We start from the raw sequence: 2,320 nt of genomic DNA, 5'->3' as shown, positions 1-2,320 counted from the left end.
GTGGTCGTGACCTTCACCGGTTCGGTGTCGGGTGCGCTGTGCCGCTGGGCCCAGTTCTCCAGGGCTGTGCGGCAGGCGTGGTCGAGGTGGTGCAGCCCGGACAGGTTCACCTCGATCGGCCGGTCCTGCGGAAGCGCCTCCAGGCTGTCGAGTATCTTCGGCAGCCGCAGGAACGTCGCGTTGCCCGACAGGTACACCTGGATCGGCCCGGCGCCCTTGTCTATGACCTCTGTCTTCAGGTTCGACGCCTCCCAGGCGGTCTTGACCACCGCCAGGGCCAGACCGATGAGCACGCCCTCGAACATGTTCACGGCGACGATCGACACGGCCGTGACCACCAGGATCAGCGCCTCGCCCTTGTGGCCCCGCCACAGCCCGGCGACCTGGCGGAACGGGATCAGCTTCCAGCCCGCGTGCACCAGGATGCCGGCGAGCGCGGGCAGCGGGATCAACGCCAGCGCGGAGGGCAGCGCGGCGGCGAACAGCAGCAGCCACACGCCGTGCAGCACACGCGACGCCTTGGTCTTCGCGCCCGCGTTGACGTTGGCGGAGCTGCGCACGATCACCGCGGTCATCGGCAGCGCGCCGAGCAGGCCGCACACCGTGTTGCCCCCGCCCTGGGCGATCATCTCCTTGTCGTACTGAGTGCGCGGACCTTCGTGCATCCGGTCCACCGCGGCCGCGCTGAACAGCGACTCGGCGGAGGCGATCAGCGCGAACGCGATGATCGTGCCCCAGATGGCCGGGCCGGCGAGCTCACCGAAGGCATCGGCGCCGGGCGGCTGGATGACGCCGAGCAGACCCTCCACCTCGACGGTGGCGACCGGCAGGCCGAAGGCGAGCGAGGCGGCCGTGGCCAGCAGTACCGCCGCGAGGGCGCCGGGCACGACCTGCGCCCTCTTCGGCGTCTTCTTCCACAGCACGATGACGGCGATGGCGCCCGTGCCGATCGCGAACGAGACGAGCGCCTCGGTGCTGCCGAGCGCGTCGGCGAACGCCCCGGGCAGGCCGGCGATCTTGCCGATGCCGGTCTCCGGGGCCTTCAGGCCCGCTGCCGCGTAGATCTGCCCGGCGATGATCACCAGGCCGATGCCGCAGAGCATGCCCTCGACGACGGAGACGGATATCGCCCGGAACCAGCGGCCGATCCCGAGGAAGCCCATGGCGAGCTGGAGCAGTCCGGCCATCAGCACGATCACGCCGAGCGAGGCTGCTCCGAACTCGCTGACCGCCTCGAAGACCAGCACGGTCAGGCCCGCGGCCGGCCCCGAGACCTGAAGACTGCTGCCGGGCAGGAAGCCGGCGACCAGGCCGCCCACGATGCCGGTGACCAGGCCCAGCTCCGCGGGGACTCCGGAGGCGACCGCCACACCGACGCACAGCGGCACGGCGACCAGGAAGACGACGACGGAGGCGGCGAAGTCCTGCCGCAGATGAGGGAACTTCGACATCGCGGTCAGTCCCTTCACAGCGCCTCGAACGTGTCGGACTCCGCGCGGTGTTCGCGCACGGCCCCGGTGTGCACCTCGTAGTACCAGCCGTGCAGCCGGAGCCGGTCCCCCCGCAGCCGCTGCTCGATGCCCGGGTAGGAGCGCAGCCGCAGCAACTGCGCCAGGACGTGGTTCTGCACGGCCTCGGCGACCGTCGGGTCGGCGGGGTCGGAGCACTTGGGTTCGTCGGCGGCGTGTGTCAGCCAGTCACGGACGGCGGGTACGGCGTTCAGGTCGTCGCCGCGCACCAGCGCGCCGACCGCGCCGCAGTGGGAGTGGCCGCAGACCACGATGTGCTGGACGCCGAGCACCTCGACGGCGTACTCGATGGTGGCCGCCTCGCCGGTGGGGTGCTCGGAGGCGTAGGACGGGACGATGTTGCCCGCGGTGCGCAGCTCGAAGAGCTGGCCGGGGCGGGCGCCGGTGATCAGGGCCGGGACGACCCGGGAGTCGGCGCAGGTGATGAACAGGACCTCTGGCGTCTGGCCTTGGGCGAGGCCTGCGAACTCCTCAGGGCGCTGTCCGAACGTGCGGGCGTTGTCGATGAGGGGCTGCATGCGGTGATTCCTCCTGGCGCGCTGAGGGCGCGTCGGGCTGGCGGGGGGCGGGGTCGGACGCCGCTCGGCGGCGGGACCCGGAGGCGGCCGGTGTGCGGGCCACGCCGGGGCGCGGCGGATGCAGGTGCGGGCCACCCCCTCTCCTCTTGGTACGCACGCCGAACTTCGCCAAGGAAAGTCAAAGGCAAGGTCAATGAAGGGTAATGGCGCAGGTGGGGCCGGGCTGTGAAGAGTTTTTGAACTGGGGGTGTTTCCGACTGAAAACAGCTAGAA

2 protein-coding genes are annotated in these 2,320 nt (G+C 70.9%); both read right to left on the bottom strand.

Annotated elements, in window-relative coordinates; genetic code table 11:
• Positions 1-1,451: SulP family inorganic anion transporter (locus tag ABD374_RS31650; RefSeq protein WP_344500082.1), on the bottom strand; the 1,451-nt coding region annotated here is incomplete at its 3' end.
• 14 nt (positions 1,452-1,465) lie between these two features.
• Positions 1,466-2,047 carry a carbonic anhydrase gene (locus ABD374_RS31645; RefSeq protein WP_344500080.1) on the bottom strand — a complete coding sequence of 194 codons (582 nt, stop codon included), beginning with the start codon at positions 2,045-2,047 and terminating at the stop codon, positions 1,466-1,468.
• Positions 2,048-2,320: the final 273 nt, after the last annotated feature.

This window comes from Streptomyces enissocaesilis (genome assembly GCF_039533765.1).
Classification (GTDB): Bacteria; Actinomycetota; Actinomycetes; order Streptomycetales; family Streptomycetaceae; genus Streptomyces; species Streptomyces enissocaesilis.
This window is presented reverse-complemented; position numbering and strand designations above follow the sequence as displayed.